The organism is Acinetobacter sp. V89_4, from assembly GCF_029967875.1.
GTDB lineage: Bacteria > Pseudomonadota > Gammaproteobacteria > Pseudomonadales > Moraxellaceae > Acinetobacter > Acinetobacter oleivorans.
Genome location: NZ_JASCAI010000028.1, coordinates 151,909 through 169,085, shown reverse-complemented (window position 1 = coordinate 169,085; position 17,177 = coordinate 151,909). Strand labels below are relative to the sequence as shown.

Here is a 17,177-nt window from a genome sequence, read left to right as displayed (position 1 = left end):
AGTTAAACAAAACTTAATAAACCAATCAGTTTTATTTATAGGTAAAACATTGTGAAAAATATCTAATCATTCGTCCACATCTATGGTTCAAGTATTCTCAATCTTAAGAATATTTTAGGTTTTGCAATGAGTTAAAGCAATTTTTTACTATTTGGTAAATCTATCTAATTAAAACAATAGAATTTACCACAGTACTTTAATATAAAAAACATATTAAAATTAAAGGCAAAAGAGAATTGCTCTCTTTTGCCTTATTTAATTATTGTTCTAAGCTATAAGCGATTACATAATCACCATGATCAGGTGATTGACGTGCTCCGCCTGCCGTAACAACCACAAATTGTTTACCTGTTTTCGGTGAAACATAGCTTATTGGAGTTCCTTGGCTACCCACTGGCATGCGTGATTTCCACAGTTCCTTACCTGTAGATGAATCAAATGCACGTAAATAGTAGTCCTGTGTTGCAGCAAAGAAAACCAAGCCACCTTGAGTTGCCATCGGCCCGCCAATTGTTGGCATACCGATTGGTGCTTTTAAGCCCATTTTGATGCCCATAGGTCCAGTGTCTTCAACCGTACCCAGTGGTACTTGCCATGCGACTTGACGAGTTTTCATGTCAATTGCAGTCATAGTACCAAATGGTGGTTTCTGACAAGGAATACTTAAAGCCGACATAAAGCGGTTTTTATTCACTTTATATGGTGTACCTTTCATTGGTACAGCACCCATACCTGTATTTACTTTTTCACCGCCACTCGCCTGAATCTTGATGTCTTCAGGTGTTTGTTCCATTAATTGAACCCATAAGCCAAGACGCATATCGTTCACGAACATATAACGATGAGTCGGATCAAAAGCAATGCTACCCCAGTTCATGCCACCCAAAGAACCTGGGAAGCTTAATGAAACGTCAGTACCCGGTGCAGTAAATAGACCTTCGTAACGCATTGACTTGAAGTTAATACGGCACATGAGCTGATCAAACGGCGTTGCACCCCACATATCTGATTCAGTTAAAGTCTGATTACCAATTTGAGGCATTTCAACTGAACGTGGTTGAGTTGCACTGTATTGCTCACCCGGAATATTGGCAGGCTTAACTGGCTGTTCAATTACTTTAGTCAGTGGTTTACCCGTTACACGGTCAAGCACAAAGAATTGACCTGATTTGGTTCCAATCACAACAGCAGGTTTAGTCGTACCATCTTTCAATGGGAAATCAACTAGACTTGGTTGCATTGGTAAGTCAAAGTCCCATAAGTCGTTATGAACAGTTTGATATACCCACTTTTCTTTACCTGTTGTCGCATCAAGTGCCAAAACAGAAGTATTGTATTTATGATCTAACGGATTACGGTTACCACCCCAAATGTCGACAGATGAGCTACCCATAGGTAAGAACACCGTATTCATTTGCGGGTCATATGACATTGCAGCCCAAGAGTTTGCCGAACTACGTTTATAAGTTTCACCTGGTTTAAGAACATAGTTAGGATCTGGATTACGTGCGTCAAATGCCCAACGAAGTTTACCAGTAATGACGTCATAACCACGGATAACACCACCCGGCATATCTGCTGCCACGTTATCGGCAATACGGCTACCCACTACAATGGTTGTTCCAGCAATAGTCGGAGCAGAAGTCACTTCAAAACGTGGAGCTTTAGTTCCAGCTCCCAGACCTTCTAACAGATCAACTGTTCCATTTACACCAAAATCAGCACAGCGCTGACCGTTATCTGCATTCACTGCAATTAAACGACCGTCAGGTGTATTTGTATATAAACGACGCGGACATGCTGTATTGGTTGCAACTGTGGTTACTGCATTTGCACCAGCCAAAGTTGGTTGTACAAGTGGTTTGGTCGAATCAAAGTATGCGACCCCACGGCAACGTTCCCAAGCATCAGCTTTAGAGTTCACTTCAGCTTTCCAGAGTTGTTTACCCGAGTCAGCATCTATCGCAAAAATGTTGTTATGTGGTGTACATAAAAAAACTTTGTTTCCAACTTGTAGTGGGGTCATTTGGTCTTCAGCACCATTACCACTACCTGTTGAAAAATCACCTGTTCTAAAACGCCAAGCTTCTTTTAATTTATGAACGTTATCTCGGTTAATTTGATCGAGAGCAACAAAGCGACTACCACCTGCATCATTTCCATAATTTTCCCAATTCACCTGTTTTTTAGCAGGGTCAACTGGTACTAAAGGTAGCTTTTCACCTGAACTTGCTACTGTTGGATGCGGTTGGAACATTTGATAAAACGCAATCAACATACCAACAACAACCAACCCACCCGCTGCATAGGATGAAGAAGCCAAGCTAGTTTGAAATTGGTAACGTCGAATTGAAGGCAAGGTAAATAACAGTGCAGCAAAAAGACCAGCAGGAAACATTAACCGCGAGAATAACGGCCAGAATTCCCATCCTGCATCAACAAATGACCAAATGACGGTGCCAACAAAAACAGCTGCAAAAATCCAGACACCAAGTGCCTTTTTACGAAAAATACTAAATGCAGACATGGTAATTAACAGTCCTGCGACTAGGAAATACCAAGATCCACCTAATGAAACTAGCTTGCCACCGCCTACGATGTAAAAAACACCAGTAGCCAATAAAACTAGGCCTAATAGAAAACACCATATTTTGAATAAGATATGAAACTTAGAATCTGACTCAGACATAGATCCTACTCCACATATACTGAACACAATAGTTCAAGCATTTGGGCCAGTTAAACTATGTCTAACCAGCCATCAACATTGTTAAAAATTGACTTTAACGCTTAAGCCTGCCACCCAAGCATCATCGACCGCTTTTACACCAGCAGGTTGATGGATATATTGAATGTTTGGACGTAACATAACGGCCGGAGACCATTGATAGGTATAGTTCAATTCGACATTTAGCTCGTCGTCTTGAATTGGAATATAGTCAGATGCAATCGCATCATAGCTATAATATCCACGGCTTTCGTTTGTTGCGATTTGCTTATCTTTAGCACGATCATTGACCAAATAATTGGCAATACCAAAGCCAATCGAATCATTTGGACGGCTATCAAATGGCCCTTTATACCAAAGAGCAAGTTGTTGGGTACTTTGAACAAAGGTCGTTGCCTTATCATTTACAACGCCATTAAAACTTACATATAAACCGCGTTTCGGATCTTGGCCGTTATTCGTCAGTTGTTGTTGTGCATTAATCCAGAAACTTTGTTTTCCCTCATGAACTTTACCCGCGGTTTTAATATCATTTGCTTCTGCGGTTGAATACAGCGCACCTACTTTATATTCACCCGGTAAACCATTAAAAGCAGCAAGTTTTGGTTTCCATGCGAGCTCAACTGGTATGGTTGCACCCTTCACGTTGTTCATATCCAGATTAAAACCATCACTATTTGATTCGGTTTTAATGTTGTCTGGATTTACTTCATAAACACCGACACCCAAAGTCCACTCAGGCGCAAATTGATATTTAACGTTTGCAGCCCAAACACCAACTGGTGAGTTGTACCAAATTGAACCGATTGATTTTCCTAACTGTCCACCGCAAAGTAATAAGTTTTGAAACTCACATTGAGAACTATTAAAGTCTTCTGACATGCCCATACGGCCAACTTTGGCCTGTATAGTATTATCAACAAAGCCTTTCTTTACCCATGCTTGAGACAGACGCCAGATTTTACCGCGACCATAAATCTCTTGAGCATTACCTAATTGGCTAGAACGCGGGTCTTTAATACGCTCCAAAGTAAGCGCATTCCCGTCACGTTTAGTCACGATCAGGCTCGCTGTTGTATCTTTCCACCCAGCAATCTTTTCTAAATCGAAGTTTGCACCTAAAGAAAGTTGCGCAGCATTTTCAAAAGTATTGCTGTCGTTGTAACCACCATCTAAATTTGTGGCACTTTGGCTCATGATAGAAGCTGTAAATTTATAGCCTTGTTGCTCTAGCTGTTGGCGCTCACCATTCCAGTCGCCTAGCAACCATTGACGATCTTGTGACCAAGGCTCATTAGCAAGCGCAAGTTGACTGCCTAATACAGCGATTGTTAACACACTCAGTTTCATTATATTTGGCATTTCAAGTCCCTTTTATCATTTCTATATTTCTATGCTGCGCCTCGGTTTGAGGCGCTTCCCTTATTGTTATTATTTAGTTTGTACGGCCGAACTAAGTTCAGACGTCGCGCCAAAACGATCAGTTACATTCGCTGTAATTGAAGCAACTTTGAGAGTTGGCTTCCAATTCGCTTTTGCATTGCCTTCAGCATCTGTGGCAACGGTAACCGCTCCTAAATATTGCTCAGCTTCTTTTGATGCCGCATTTTGATTTCCAAAGAACTCAACTTGATAGCGTTGGTTTGGTAATCCATTAATTTCTACAGCAACTGAACCTTTATTAACGGTTAACTTAGGTGCTTTAATGCCCTGATTCGGCTGAGCATTACAGTTTTGTTGATTTGGTTGAGTACATGTTTTTTGTTGCTTAGATGGATCAACCACTACGCCACCACCACGAGAACCGACAAAACCTTCGTGTTCAAGTGCAGGTACACCAAATACAATTGCACCTAAACGCTGATTTGGTACACATGAACCACCTGCTTCACAGCGTTTAATATCTTTACCATTGTCCCAAATCAGGTTTTTAGTCAATGTAATTTTTGCATTTGCATCTTTTTCCGAACGAATAGCAACACCAATACGGTTACCATGCACCCTATTGCTATCAAGAATGTTGCCATCGCCTGTCATGTTGAAGCCAATCGAGTTATTGGTCATTTCGTTGTAGGCAATATAGTTACGCTTGCCCCAGTTAATCTGTAAGCCATCCGAATAGTTTTCGAATTTATTACCGACTACGGCATTGTCATTACCCCATAAAATTTCAATACCTTGTGATGGCTCTGGGTTCGCTTTCGTTGAAACAAAATGGTTATTTGCAATTAAGTTAAACGCAGCACCACGTGTCAGTTCTAAACCATCACCATTGTCTTGGAAAATATTGTCTAAAACTTTGTTGTTATTGGTCGTGGTTGCCGTTGGGTTGCCTTGCCCGTCATCACCAGTAAGCATGACACCGGCACCACCATAGTTATTACTAATACGGTTATGTTGAATAAGGTTATTGCTTGAACGGTTTACCAAAACACCAATACAGAAACGATGAATGTCTAAACCTTTTAAAGTGACATTGTTGACGTCACGTAGTACCAATCCCGGTAAAGTCATAGTACGTACATTGGTGCCGTACTGCTCAGGGTTTGCACCGGGACAAGCTTTTGCACCTTCGCCTTTAATATAGTTTGAACCATCAATTGCGATGTATTCGCCAGTTTTATCCCACTGTGTACCAATAATTTTGATGGGTGCTTTAATTTCAGGAAGTGCACTATTTAATTTAATCGCATAAGGCGCTTTGCCTACCGCCTGAATCAAGATCTCGCTAGCTTCGCTTGGGTTTGCATTGGCTTGTTCAATTGCCCAGCGTAAAGAGCCTTTATTGCTATCGTCTTGATAACGATCAACAACATAAGTTTGTGCTGCAGTTATTCCTGAAACCATCAAACCTAATGCAAGAGTAGTTAAACGTAATGTATTCATTTCATCATATCCTTATGATTTATGGGTTTGTTGGTTGAACGGTTTTTAAAATCTGTTTGAGCTTAGTCACATCAATTTGTCCTGGTGCAGAAGCCTGCCCAATCATGCCAAAGCTATAACTTCCACCCATATTGGCAGTCGCAACACGAGAAATCGTACCAAGTTGTCCCATTGACATCGTTAACAATGGTTTAGTGGTTTGCTGACTTACTTTTAAAGTTGCGTTCATTAAAGTGAAAACGTCTTGTTTAGATTTTGGCATTACGGCAATTTTTAGAATATCTGCGCCCATTTGATCTTGTTTTAACAGGCGTTTTTCAATTTCATCTTGGCTTGGCGTTTTTTGGAAGTCATGATTAGACATCACAATCAGCACTTTCTTTTGATGTGCTTTTTGAACAATATCTGAAACTACTTTTTGATCACGGAACATTTCAACATCTAACCAGTCCATGAACGGATTTTTTAAATAAGCCTGATAAGTCTTACCATAATCAACATCGCTAATTTCAAGCTGACCACCTTCATTTTTAGTGCGAATTGTGGCGATTAGCGGCTTATTACCTAAAATCTTTTTTAATTCATGCCCCAATGCAATCACTTGTTTCGTATCACTCGCAAAACTGAGTAAGTCGATACGGAACTCTGCCAAATCAGCATCTGCTGTATTTGCAATCACTTGAGCTTGCGCTAAAGCTTGTTCTTTGGTCTTTGCTGTAATTGGAACAATTGTTTTAACTGCTGTAGTCGCAGGTTGTGTTTGAGTAGCTAAAGCAACAGGTTCAGCATTCACCTGTGCTGTAAAAAATGGGAGTGCAAGCAAACTTAAGCTTAATAATGTTTTCATTTTCATCTCTGTCATACCATCCTTTAAAAAGGCTACACGCATCCATGGACAATCATGTGTAGCCTTAGGTGTTTCTTAAATATCAAAAAATACTGTTTCGTTATCGCCTTGAATACGAATATCAAAGCGGTAAACAATTTCACCATTTTCTTCAAAACGTTTTGCAATAAGCGTTTGGCGACGCGGTGCCCACTCAATGCTATTTAAAATTGGGTCATTGCCATTTGCCTCGGCTTCATCTTCAAAATAAACACGTGTATGAAGACCTAAGTTAATACCGCGAGCGAAAATGACTAATGCAATATGCGGTGCTTGAGTTGAACCTTTACGACCGGCTGTAGCACCTGGCTTAATTGTATTAAAGCTCCAAACGCCTGTTTCAAAGTCAGCGCCAGTACGTCCCCAACCCTGAAATGCAGGATCAGCTTTTTGCTCACGCGTATCTGCCTGACTTGGGTAAATACCATTCGCATCAGCTTGCCAAATTTCGATCAGCACATCGCGCAGCGGTAAACCTAATCCGTCAAATACCTGACCTTCAAGACGAATACGCTCGCCTTTGGTTTGGTCTTGTACTAACTGGTTATTAAAGTTGTTTTCAAACACTTCAATATTTGCTTGTTGTGGCAATAAACCAATGTGGACGTAAGGACCACCTGTTTGAGATGGAGTTTCTTTTAATTCCTGAAAATTCCAGTTATTCATGCTCGTGCTCCCGATTAAGTCAAATCATTTTCGAAGTAAGTCGCTCGACGACCACGTAAAGTGATGTCAAAACGGTAACAACGGCTATCTGCTTCGATAAAGTTGTTTTTATCTTCTAGTGCAATCAATGCACGACGTTGATCTTCAGAAGGAATCGTTTTTAAAATCGGGCAAGTGTCAATGAGCGTATCGCCTTCAAAATAAAACTGCGAAATTAGGCGCTGAGCCCAACCATCAGCAATTAAAGAGAAGTGAATATGAGCTGGACGCCATTCATTGATACGGTTACGCCACGGATATGGACCTGGTTTAATGGTACGGAAAATATAAAAACCATTTTCGTCAGTTAATGTACGACCACAACCACCGAAGTTAGGGTCCATTGCACCAATAAATTTGTCGTTTGGATGGCGATAACGACCAGAAGCATTGGCTTGCCATACTTCTAAAAGTGCATTTTTTACAGGACGGCCAAACTGGTCACGGACATAACCATGAACGATGACACGCTCACCAATTGGTAAACCATCTTTGGCATAGTTCAAAATCAAATCGTTATCTTTTGGGCCAAACAAGTTTGAAGAAAAATGCGGTGAAGTAACTTCAGTTAAAGTCTCATTAATAGAAATCAATGCATTTTTTGGCGAACGTAAAACACTTGTCTTATAACCTTCTGCATATGCAGGTGGATGGTCTTCTGTATTACGTTGGGCGTAAGCACCCCAGCTATGTTGTGACATCTTTATCTCCTTAATCCTGTTCTTTTGCTGCAACTGAGTTGACTTCTATTCCCAACTCTTTAAAGACTTCTTCGGCCATATGCATTGCAGCATTTGCAGCAGGTAAACCTGCATAGAGCGAGCTATGTAAGATCAACTCTTTTAAATCTTCTTTAGTGACACCATTGTTGAAACAAGCACGTAAATGCATGCGTAGTTCATCTTCGCGGCCAAGCGCCAATAAAATTGCGATCGTCACTAAACTACGTGTATGACGCGGTAGGCCCGGACGAGACCACACCTCACCCCATGCGTAACGGCTAATAAAGTTTTGAAAATCTTGGTTAAAGTCATTTAAGTTTTGCAAAGACCGACCAACATGCTTTTCACCCAAAACTTCAGTCCGCACCTCAATGCCTTGTTTATAGCGTTGTTCATCATTCATTGTGATAGACCTCTATTAAGTTGCATCGGTATGCGCAACAAGTGATTTAACAAATACAGCAACAGCCGCAGCAGTCGCTGGAATTAGTAATAAACTGAGAATGGCAGTAAACGACCAATCATTACCAAGTAGTACGGCACCAATCCAAGCACCAAATACCGCACCGAAACGTCCAATACCTGTCATCCACGACACACCCGTTGCACGGCACTGCGTTGGATAAAAACGAGCACTTAAAGCTGGCATTGAAGATTGCGCACCATTAATCGCGATACCTGCGCAAAGAACCAATACAGCAAGTAATGTTGAGTTTCCTAAACTTTGACCAACAGCAATCGCAAATAGACCCGCAGCAAAGTAGAAAATGGCAATAACTCGGTTCGGGTTAAATTTATCCATCGCCCAACCAATGAATAATGCACTTACCACACCACCAAACTGGAACAATCCACCAATAAATGCAGCACGCTCCATTGAAGCACCTGTTTCACGCATCAGTGTTGGTAACCAGCTTGTAAGCAAGTAAACAACCACTAAGCCCATGAAATAGGTCAACCAAAGTAAAAGTGTTCCTTTTGCATATGGTTTAGAAAACATAATTCCAAAGACATTTTTCTTTTGAGCTGTTTCAGTTTTCTCTTCAGGTACGTGGAATGCGGTGGCATTTTGAACTTGAGTTGGCGCGATATAATTTAAGATCTTACGTACTTTTTCTGGGTTCTTACCTTTAACAATTAAAAAGCGGTAAGACTCAGGTAAGACAAAAATCACTAAAACCATTAAGATCAAAGGTGACCAGCCGCCAAGTAAAAATAGACTGTGCCAACCGTAGGTCGGGATGAGCCAGCTACTAATAAAGCCTCCTGTTGCCATACCTAGGTTGTAGCCACAGAACATGCATGTCACCAGCAGTGAACGAATACGTGTTGGACAGTATTCAGAGAATAATGTGGTGGCATTTGGCATCGCTGCACCCAAACCAATACCTGTCAAAAAGCGTAAAACGACAAGGCTATCTAAGTTAGTTGCATAAGCAGATGCTAAAGTAAAACCACCAAACACAAGCATCGAAAAAGCTAAAACGATTTTTCGACCAAAACGGTCAGCTGTTGGGCCAGAAACCAAAGCTCCAATAATCATTCCACCAAGTGCAGCACTCATCACTGGGCCTAACTGAGAGCGATCAACACCCCAGTCTTGAGCCAAAGCTGGAGCGATAAAACCCATTGCAGCAGTATCGATACCATCAGTAAAAATAATTAAGAAACAGATGATTGCAATCATCCATTGATACTTACTGAGTGGAGCATCATTAATTAATGCTTGAGCATCGATACTTTTATTTGGTGCAGCGTAATCCTGAGACGCCATATTTGCCTCCTTAAGGCCAATTCCTTTTAAACTACTAAGCTATTAGATTTGCTGAATAAACCTAGTCAATTCCTGAGTAAATCTTTGTGGTTGCTCAATATTAGAAAGATGAGATGCTTCCAATTTAGCAATTTGACTGTTCTTAATAGCATTCTGCATAAACTCAGCATCTGCTACTGTTGTCACAGGATCTGCCGTTCCTGCAATGAGCAATACCGGTACTTGGATTTGCGTAATTTCATTTCTTAAATCAGCATGTGCTAAAGCACGGCACGCATTGGCATAACCTTGTGCTGGTGTGTTTGCCAGACTTTGAATCGTCGTTTGTGCAACCACATTATGTTGATAGTCGAATTTTTCGCTAAACCAACGTGTGTGCGTGGTTTTAACCAATTCAGCCAGTCCATTTTGTTCTACTGATTCTGCGCGACTCAACCACGCCTCAGCCTGTCCAATTTTTGCCGCCGAATTTGCGACAGTAATACTTAGAAAGCGCTCTGGGTAATGGATAGCTAACCAAAGCCCTGTAATTCCGCCCATTGAAATGCCACAAAAATGAGCTTTTTCAATATCTAAGGCATCTAAAATATCAGCAACATCTTCACCTAAATTTTGTAAAGATGTTTCAGCGATCACATCACTTTCGCCATGACCACGTGTGTCGTATGTAATGACATTAAAATGACTTTTAAGCTCATCTACTTGCGGCTGCCACATTCCATGATCTGTTCCTAAGGAGTTAGATAACACAAGTGTTGGAGCATCTTTTAATCCGTCAGTGTATACAGCGAGCTGTTTACCTTGTCGATTGGTTATAAGCTGTTTCACTTTATGTCTCCTCCTTGTGCTTCTTGCAGAACAGCATCAATTTGAGCTTGAATGTTGCCCAAATAGTTTTCTGCTTTAAATATTTCCAAAATTTCTGTTTCACTAAAATGTTCTTTTACTTCATCTAACTGACTAACAACTTCAGATAAATGCTGCTTTTGAGCCACGGCTGTTTTACAAGCTGCTTCAACAACATGATGTGCATTTAAACGTCCAATTTTTGGAGCAAGCGCCATCATCACAGCTTCTGCCATAATCAGCCCGTTGGTACAGTCAAGGTTCTGCTGCATATGCTCAGCATTAACTTCAAAACCTTGTAAAACTTCACCAGTACGAGTTAATGCTCCAGCACAAAGCTGAAAAATTTCAGGGATTGCTAACCATTCTGCATGCCATGCACCTAAGCTACGCTCATGTTCCTGCACCATGCTTTGATAGATGCTAGACATAAGTGCTGGTACACGATTTGCTGCTGCAAGTACTGAAGCTGCTGCAACTGGATTCCGCTTATGAGGCATGGTTGATGAACCACCACGGCCCTTTGCAGTTGGTTCAAAAAATTCGGCAATTTCAGTTTGCATCATGAGTGACCAATCACGTGCCATCTTGCCCGTATTCCCAACAATCATGCCAAGCACACTTGCGATTTCTACAATACGGTCGCGCTCACCATGCCATGTGCTTGTCGGTACAGTCAGATTCAGCTGCTGAGCAAATGCACTGACCACAAGTGAACCTTGATCTTGCAAAGATGCTAATGAACCCACAGCGCCACCTAACTGAGCAGTAAATACACGTGATTTCATAGCTTGTATACGGTCTAAATCACGTTTAAACGCAGAAGCCCAGCGAGCGAGTTTATGCCCTAAAGTAATTGGCAAAGCTTGCTGTAACCATGTACGTCCAATCATGACTTGATAGCGATATTGCTTAGCTTGTTGTAATGCAGTGCTGTAGCACTGTTGAAGTTGTGCTTCGACAATATTTAACGCATCGCGGCATTGCAAAATGCAGGCTGTGTCTAAAATATCCTGACTCGTTGCACCCCAATGCACATAACGTGAAGCATCTTCATCTACATCTTTAACAATTGCCGTAAGCTGTTTTACAAATGGAATTGCGATATTTCCAGCTAAGCCTGTTGCTACAGCCAACGCTGGAAAATCAAACTTTTCTATTGCCTGCTCAGCTACTTGAGCAATGGTATTAGCCGCATTTTGAGGAATCACGCCAACTTTTGCCTGTGCTTGAGCTAACGCAACTTCAACCTGAATCATGTATTTGATTAAAGATGAGTCACTAAAGATGTCAGTGACGTCTTTTTGATAAAACAAGCTGGCATATAACTGGCTCATGATTAAACTCTCTCAATAATCAATGCGATGCCTTGACCTACACCAATACACATTGAACACAAAGCGTAACGACCATCTGTCTGTTCAAGCTGGTTTAGGGCTGTAGTCACTAAGCGTGCACCTGATGCACCAAGTGGATGACCCAAAGCAATTGCACCACCGTTTGGATTTACCTTGTCAGAATCGTCTGGTAAGCCTAAATCACGGGTCACGGCCAAAGCTTGTGCAGCAAAAGCTTCGTTAAGCTCAATCACATCCATCTGATCTAAAGTCAGGTTGGCTTGTTTAAGTAGTTTTTTAATGGCTGGTGCAGGAGCAAAACCCATAATGCGTGGTTCTACACCGACTGCTGTTGAAGCAATGATTTTGGCACGTGGTTTTAGATTGTAGGCCTGAACTGCCTCATCAGAAGCAATCAGTAGTGCCGCTGCACCATCGTTAATACCTGAAGCATTACCCGCAGTCACAGAACCATTCGCTTTGACAACCGGTTTAAGTTTGCTTAAAGCTTCAAGTGTGGTCGATGCACGTGGATGTTCATCGGTATCAATCACAACAGCATCACCCTTACGCTGAGGGATTTCAACTGCCACGATTTCTTTAGAAAAAAAGCCTTTGGCTTGCGCGCTTGCGGTGCGTTGTTGGCTCACCAAGGCAAACTGGTCCTGATCTGCACGATTAACGTTAAATTGTTCAGCTACGTTTTCGGCAGTCTGGGGCATGGTGTCTACACCATACAATTCTTTAAGTTTTGGGTTAATGAAGCGCCATCCCATGGTGGTATCTTCAATCTTCTGGCTACGGCCAAAAGCACTGTCAGACTTACCCATCACATAAGGTGCACGGCTCATGCTTTCTACACCACCTGCAATCACCAAGTTTGCTTCACCTGCTTTAATGGCACGAGCAGCAATGGCAATTGCATCGAGTGAAGAACCACACAAACGGTTAATGGTGGTTGCTGGTACTTGATACGGTAGACCTGCAAGCAGTGCTGACATACGGCCAACGTTACGGTTATCTTCCCCAGCTTGGTTGGCACAGCCATAGATCACATCATCGACCTGTTCCCAATCTACATTCGGGTTACGCTGCATGAGAGCTTTGATCGGCACAGCACCAAGGTCATCGGCACGGACAGGTGCAAGACCACCTGCATAACGGCCGAATGGAGTACGGATGGCATCGATGATATAAGCGTTTTTTAATGTCATTTCCCTACTTCCTTACCCTTGAGTCGCATCAATCAAAGTTGCACCCGTTAAAGCCTGTAACTCTTCAAAGCTAAGACCTTCCACTTTCTCAATCACCTTTAAACCATCTTTGGTTACATCAATTACGCACAAGTCGGTGTAAATACGATCAACACAGTGTTTACCCGTAACCGGATAGCTCAGCTCAGCCACAATCTTTGGTTCACCTTGCTTGGTCACATGATCTGTGGTGATAAATACTTTTTTAGCACCTACAGCCAAATCCATCGCACCACCCACCGCAGGAATCGCATCCGGTGCACCCGTGTGCCAGTTGGCCAAGTCACCATTGGCTGCAACCTGAAATGCGCCAAGCACCGCTATATCAAGGTGACCACCACGCATCATGGCAAATGAGTCGCCATGGTGGAAAAAGCTGCCGCCTTCAAGCATGGTCACAAATTCTTTACCCGCATTAATCAGTTCAGGGTCTTCTTCACCTGCCGCTGGTGGTGGACCAAATGCCAATAGGCCATTTTCAGAATGAAGGAAAATATCTTTATCGTTAGGTAAGTAGCTTGCAATCTTGGTCGGTAAGCCAATACCTAGGTTCACATAGGCACCATCTGGAATATCTTGTGCCACACGTTTTGCAATCTGGTCACGGCTGAGTTTCTGATAGCTCATGTTATTTCTCCTTATTGCTTACTGTGCGGGCTGTACTTGTACAACGTGCTGTACAAAAATACCTGGGGTGATGATGTGCTCTGGATCTAATCCACCTAGCTCAACCACTTCAGAAACCTGAACAATCGTGACATCCGCCGCCATGGCCATAATCGGGCCAAAGTTACGGGCAGATTTACGGTAAACGAGATTGCCCCAGCGATCGCCCTTGTAAGCTTTAATCAAGGCAAAGTCAGCCTTGATTGGATACTCAAGCACATAATCTTTCCCATCAATCTCACGGGTTTCTTTGCCTTCGGCTAAAAGTGTTCCAAAGCCTGTTGGGGTAAACACAGCGCCTAGGCCCATACCAGCTGCCTGAATACGGCAAGCCAGATTACCTTGCGGAACGACTTCAAGCTCGACCTTTCCAGCACGATACAACTCATCAAAAACATAAGAGTCTGATTGGCGTGGGAAAGAGCAGATTACTTTTTTAACTGAACCAGCTTTAAGCAGTTTAGCCAGACCATAATCGCCATTACCGGCGTTATTACTAACAATCGTTAAATCTTTAACACCGAGTTCAATAAGACCATCAATGAGTTCAGCGGGTTGTCCTGCGGTACCAAAACCACCAATCAGAATGGTCGCGCCATCTTTAATCTGCGATAGTACCTCGCTTAGAGAGGACTTACTTTTGTCAATCATTAGACAACTCCATTGTGCTCATTCAGGAAGGAATAGATAAGAGATTTAGGCACACAGAGGCAGAATGAACAGATAGATATTTCACTCAATCCCGAGTGTTTCCCTTAGATTTCCTTTTAAACATTCTTGATAATTTTTGTAATTTGATCTAGTTATCAAACCATGGTTTTGTTCGGTATAAATATTTTTTGTTCGATGATCGAACATTATCTAGTATAGTTGTACGATCTTGATAAATCCTAAAACTTATCAATGTAAAAGAATATGAGTGCTTATAAATAGATATGTAGAAAACTTACTTAGATGGGCAAATTATCCAAGCAAGTTAAAAATAATAGAATTAAGACTGAGATTGCAGAATCAAACGTGCAAGTTCTAAATCATCAGGATAGGTAATTTTTATATTATCCGAACGACCCATTACGACCTGTACAGTTTCACCCATATACTCGAGTGCACTTGCCTCATCGGTAATAATGACATCATTTTCTAAAGCATGTTCAATTGCTTTTTTTAGTTTACCGATTTTAGTAATTTGAGGCGTTTGAGCTTGCCATAATAAATCTCGGCTGACTGTTTTATCAATTTGATTGCCTGACTTAACCTGCTTTAAAGTATCACGAACAGGAATTGCTAAAATAGCGCTCTCATTTGATTCAATTGCATTTGCCACAAGTGCATTTAAACAATCAATGGTTACACAAGGGCGAGCCGCATCATGCACAAGGACCCAATCATTTTCATCGGCAAAATTTAAAAGATGATTTAAAGCATTTAAAACTGAATGAACTCGCTCAGCTCCACCAATGCAAAAATGCGCCTTATCTATATTTTGAAATGCTAGAGTCTGGGCAAAGGTATCTTGTGTACCAATTGCCAAAACATAACCATTTAATGGAAGTTGGCTTATACGGCCAATCGTATGTTCTAAAACAGTCCTATTCTGAATATATTGATACTGCTTCAATTCAGTTTTAGAAAAACGACTTCCTGATCCTGCAGCTGGAATCACTGCCCACAATTTAGTCTGGGATATCTGGGGATGCCGGTGTCTCATTCGTTTCCAAATCAACTTTAGCGTTCGGGTCAATATAAATAGGTTTGTAATGGGTACTGATCGTACTCATTTGAACAAATGTCTCGTGAGGTTTAACCAAACCAAGATCAAGGCGGGCATGTTCTTCTATTGCTTCTGTACCATTTTTCAGGTCAAAAACCTCTGCTGCCAAAATACGGTTTCGTTCTTTAAGCTCTTCATTTACCTCAGCTTGTTGCTGAATTTGTTGCATGAGAGCTTGATGAGGGATATAGCCACCCTCACCTAACCAAAATTGATATTGCAGGATAGCTACTAAAACAATAACAAGTAGCAATATCAGTTTGCTTGAAGTGGATCGAAATACTTCTAACATATCATTAAGATTTTTAATTAAAAACTTTCGTTAAGAGATTGTATTGTATAGTAATTAACAAGTAGCATGCGCAATTCCTGCAAAAATTTAAGCAAAATTATTAATGGGCATATTACTTTAATTGACCATTGTGACATGTTTCATTTTGTCAAAAATGAATAGAATTTGAAAGGGAAATAATATTTATAAGTACAACTGTTTATAAATCAATCTACCCACAAAAAATCATTCTAAGTATAAGAAATTTATGTCGAGAAAAGCTTATGGTTAATTTCCATTATTTACCCGTGTAAATTGTTGCTCTAACATGGTGTTGCCCCATTGGTCTCCTTCCCATTCATTCGTCAGCTTAAAACCAAAAGTTTCATAAAGTTTTCTTGCGGCGCTAAGGCCACTAAACGTCCATAATTGAACAGCAGAGAATTGCTTTTGATCACAAAAGTTTATTGCTTCTTTTAATAGCTTTTTGCCGATTCCCTGTCCTCGACAATCGTCACTTAAAATAAACCACCGAAGATGAGCCTCGTTATTTCCTAAATCTTCACCATCAATCGCAACAGAACCCACAATCTTATTATTTTTTATTGCCAACCAAATATTATTAGAGTCTTTATAAAGACGGTTAGAGAACTCAGCTAAATTGGTAGCCACTTTTCCTTCAAAAAAAGGTCCAAAATTATAATTTTCATAATAATAAGTACCATGCATTTCTGCGATTCTGCCAATCATACCTGCGCGGTAGCCACTCACAATTTCAATAGTATTGTTATCTATAAGATCTTTATTACCTCGACAGTCTACTAAAGATTCAGCATAGGCTGTCAAACCTTGAGCAATAATAAGTTGTTCAGAAGAGTTTAACTTTTCAATGGCTTGAATAACTCGCATTTCTCCATAATTATTAATTTTTCTTACAGTATCCACTCCTTTCGGTGTAAGTTTAATCACTTTTAGTCTGGCATCATTCTTATCTTGTTCCTCTTTAATCTCACCAGCCTTAATGAGTTTAAGCAACATTCTACTCACACTCGATTTCTCTAGACCTAAAAGCTGTCCTAATTGTACAGCGGTTAAAGAACCTCTATTTTCAAGCTCAAGTAAAGAATGAACAGCTGACGGAGAATAATCAGTAGCAGCAAGAGTTGAACTCATAAAACCTAATTCACGAACCATGATTCGAGATGAACTACGGATTTCATCAATAATTTTTTGGTCAATCATCACTGCACACTCAAAATATAGTTGTATAATACAACCATATTTATAAAAAAGAAGTCAAGATTTTCTTCTCTTTTAAAACCAGCTTAAAAA

Annotated in this window: 16 protein-coding genes; all 16 read right to left on the bottom strand. The window is 41.0% G+C overall.

Annotated elements, in window-relative coordinates:
• Positions 1–259: 259 nt before the first annotated feature.
• A complete protein-coding gene (locus QLG01_RS12440; protein ID WP_282496553.1) occupies positions 260–2,689 on the bottom strand; it encodes a glucose/quinate/shikimate family membrane-bound PQQ-dependent dehydrogenase in 2,430 nt (809 codons plus the stop codon).
• Positions 2,690–2,770: 81 nt separating this feature from the next.
• Positions 2,771–4,090, bottom strand: a complete 1,320-nt coding sequence (locus QLG01_RS12435) for a carbohydrate porin (protein ID WP_282496552.1) — start codon at positions 4,088–4,090, stop codon at positions 2,771–2,773.
• Between the two features lie 69 nt (positions 4,091–4,159).
• Entirely contained in the window at positions 4,160–5,614 is a 1,455-nt protein-coding gene (locus QLG01_RS12430) for a right-handed parallel beta-helix repeat-containing protein (protein WP_005306035.1), read from the bottom strand.
• A 19-nt stretch (positions 5,615–5,633) separates the two neighbouring features.
• Positions 5,634–6,461 carry a type I 3-dehydroquinate dehydratase gene (aroD, locus tag QLG01_RS12425; RefSeq protein ID WP_081402266.1) on the bottom strand — a complete coding sequence of 276 codons (828 nt, stop codon included), beginning with the start codon at positions 6,459–6,461 and terminating at the stop codon, positions 5,634–5,636.
• Positions 6,462–6,536: 75 nt separating this feature from the next.
• A complete protein-coding gene (gene pcaG, locus QLG01_RS12420) occupies positions 6,537–7,166 on the bottom strand; it encodes a protocatechuate 3,4-dioxygenase subunit alpha (protein WP_005306041.1) in 630 nt (209 codons plus the stop codon).
• 14 nt (positions 7,167–7,180) lie between these two features.
• Positions 7,181–7,906, bottom strand: a complete 726-nt coding sequence (pcaH, locus tag QLG01_RS12415; RefSeq protein WP_016137964.1) for a protocatechuate 3,4-dioxygenase subunit beta — start codon at positions 7,904–7,906, stop codon at positions 7,181–7,183.
• Between the two features lie 10 nt (positions 7,907–7,916).
• On the bottom strand, positions 7,917–8,330 hold the full coding sequence (pcaC, locus tag QLG01_RS12410; protein WP_005306044.1) for a 4-carboxymuconolactone decarboxylase: 414 nt from the start codon (positions 8,328–8,330) through the stop codon (positions 7,917–7,919).
• A gap of 15 nt (positions 8,331–8,345) precedes the next feature.
• Entirely contained in the window at positions 8,346–9,701 is a 1,356-nt protein-coding gene (locus tag QLG01_RS12405; RefSeq protein WP_005306047.1) for an MFS transporter, read from the bottom strand.
• 42 nt (positions 9,702–9,743) lie between these two features.
• On the bottom strand, positions 9,744–10,529 hold the full coding sequence (gene pcaD / locus QLG01_RS12400) for a 3-oxoadipate enol-lactonase (RefSeq protein WP_282496551.1): 786 nt from the start codon (positions 10,527–10,529) through the stop codon (positions 9,744–9,746).
• Positions 10,526–11,884 carry a 3-carboxy-cis,cis-muconate cycloisomerase gene (gene pcaB, locus QLG01_RS12395; RefSeq protein ID WP_282496549.1) on the bottom strand — a complete coding sequence of 453 codons (1,359 nt, stop codon included), beginning with the start codon at positions 11,882–11,884 and terminating at the stop codon, positions 10,526–10,528. The genes pcaD and pcaB overlap by 4 nt, the downstream gene beginning before the upstream one ends.
• Positions 11,885–11,886: 2 nt before the next feature.
• Positions 11,887–13,098 (bottom strand): 3-oxoadipyl-CoA thiolase, encoded by a 1,212-nt coding sequence (pcaF, locus tag QLG01_RS12390; protein WP_282496547.1) that lies wholly within the window; start codon positions 13,096–13,098, stop codon positions 11,887–11,889.
• 12 nt (positions 13,099–13,110) lie between these two features.
• Positions 13,111–13,764: a 3-oxoacid CoA-transferase subunit B gene (locus tag QLG01_RS12385; protein WP_107972798.1), complete on the bottom strand. Its 654-nt coding sequence runs from the start codon at positions 13,762–13,764 to the stop codon at positions 13,111–13,113.
• Positions 13,765–13,782: 18 nt separating this feature from the next.
• Positions 13,783–14,454 carry a 3-oxoacid CoA-transferase subunit A gene (locus tag QLG01_RS12380; RefSeq protein ID WP_013197667.1) on the bottom strand — a complete coding sequence of 224 codons (672 nt, stop codon included), beginning with the start codon at positions 14,452–14,454 and terminating at the stop codon, positions 13,783–13,785.
• A 340-nt stretch (positions 14,455–14,794) separates the two neighbouring features.
• Positions 14,795–15,511, bottom strand: a complete 717-nt coding sequence (gene ispD, locus QLG01_RS12375) for a 2-C-methyl-D-erythritol 4-phosphate cytidylyltransferase (protein ID WP_282496544.1) — start codon at positions 15,509–15,511, stop codon at positions 14,795–14,797.
• Positions 15,477–15,866: a cell division protein FtsB gene (gene ftsB / locus QLG01_RS12370; protein ID WP_004643028.1), complete on the bottom strand. Its 390-nt coding sequence runs from the start codon at positions 15,864–15,866 to the stop codon at positions 15,477–15,479. Before ftsB ends, ispD begins: the two co-directional genes overlap by 35 nt.
• A 267-nt stretch (positions 15,867–16,133) precedes the next feature.
• Positions 16,134–17,087, bottom strand: a complete 954-nt coding sequence (locus QLG01_RS12365; protein ID WP_282496911.1) for a helix-turn-helix domain-containing GNAT family N-acetyltransferase — start codon at positions 17,085–17,087, stop codon at positions 16,134–16,136.
• Positions 17,088–17,177: the final 90 nt, after the last annotated feature.

Coding starts and splice junctions, on each gene's coding strand:
- QLG01_RS12440 (WP_282496553.1), bottom strand. CDS start 2,689: ATGTCTGAGTCAGATTCTAAGTTTCATATCTTATTCAAAATATGGTGT.
- QLG01_RS12435 (WP_282496552.1), bottom strand. CDS start 4,090: ATGCCAAATATAATGAAACTGAGTGTGTTAACAATCGCTGTATTAGGC.
- QLG01_RS12430 (WP_005306035.1), bottom strand. CDS start 5,614: ATGAATACATTACGTTTAACTACTCTTGCATTAGGTTTGATGGTTTCA.
- aroD (WP_081402266.1), bottom strand. CDS start 6,461: ATGAAAACATTATTAAGCTTAAGTTTGCTTGCACTCCCATTTTTTACA.
- pcaG (WP_005306041.1), bottom strand. CDS start 7,166: ATGAATAACTGGAATTTTCAGGAATTAAAAGAAACTCCATCTCAAACA.
- pcaH (WP_016137964.1), bottom strand. CDS start 7,906: ATGTCACAACATAGCTGGGGTGCTTACGCCCAACGTAATACAGAAGAC.
- pcaC (WP_005306044.1), bottom strand. CDS start 8,330: ATGAATGATGAACAACGCTATAAACAAGGCATTGAGGTGCGGACTGAA.
- QLG01_RS12405 (WP_005306047.1), bottom strand. CDS start 9,701: ATGGCGTCTCAGGATTACGCTGCACCAAATAAAAGTATCGATGCTCAA.
- pcaB (WP_282496549.1), bottom strand. CDS start 11,884: ATGAGCCAGTTATATGCCAGCTTGTTTTATCAAAAAGACGTCACTGAC.
- pcaF (WP_282496547.1), bottom strand. CDS start 13,098: ATGACATTAAAAAACGCTTATATCATCGATGCCATCCGTACTCCATTC.
- QLG01_RS12385 (WP_107972798.1), bottom strand. CDS start 13,764: ATGAGCTATCAGAAACTCAGCCGTGACCAGATTGCAAAACGTGTGGCA.
- QLG01_RS12380 (WP_013197667.1), bottom strand. CDS start 14,454: ATGATTGACAAAAGTAAGTCCTCTCTAAGCGAGGTACTATCGCAGATT.
- ispD (WP_282496544.1), bottom strand. CDS start 15,511: ATGAGACACCGGCATCCCCAGATATCCCAGACTAAATTGTGGGCAGTG.
- ftsB (WP_004643028.1), bottom strand. CDS start 15,866: ATGTTAGAAGTATTTCGATCCACTTCAAGCAAACTGATATTGCTACTT.
- QLG01_RS12365 (WP_282496911.1), bottom strand. CDS start 17,087: ATGATTGACCAAAAAATTATTGATGAAATCCGTAGTTCATCTCGAATC.